Raw genomic sequence first — 321 nt, forward strand, 5'->3', positions numbered from 1 at the left:
GTAGTTAGTAGCTAGTAGTAACGGTTGGGAGCTTCACCGTGCATATTAATTGCCTGATCTACCCAATCCCAGATACAACCACCTATCATACGGTTTGATATGTCTTCGTTAATACCAATAACCTCTTTAATTACACCCGATGACGAAACTCCTTGGTACGAAGCCAACAAGAGTTATACATTAACCGTTTTTGTACATAAAGACAAAATCGTAGTCGACTCTGTTAGTGTAGAAGATGCTGTTGCTGTGCCACGTGTTAATGTAAAAACCAATGCCGAAGCCCTTGATCAGGTATTGTCTTATTTATTAGAACGTGCTGCC

General features: G+C 40.5%; 1 pseudogene. It reads right to left on the reverse strand.

What is annotated here, in order from left to right:
- Positions 1–41: 41 nt before the first annotated feature.
- Positions 42–167 (reverse strand): annotated as a pseudogene (locus D0T85_RS22135) (hypoxanthine phosphoribosyltransferase); the annotation flags it as partial.
- Positions 168–321: the final 154 nt, after the last annotated feature.

Source organism: Bacteroides sp. 519 (assembly GCF_010500955.1).
Taxonomy (GTDB): Bacteria; Bacteroidota; Bacteroidia; order Bacteroidales; family Bacteroidaceae; genus Bacteroides.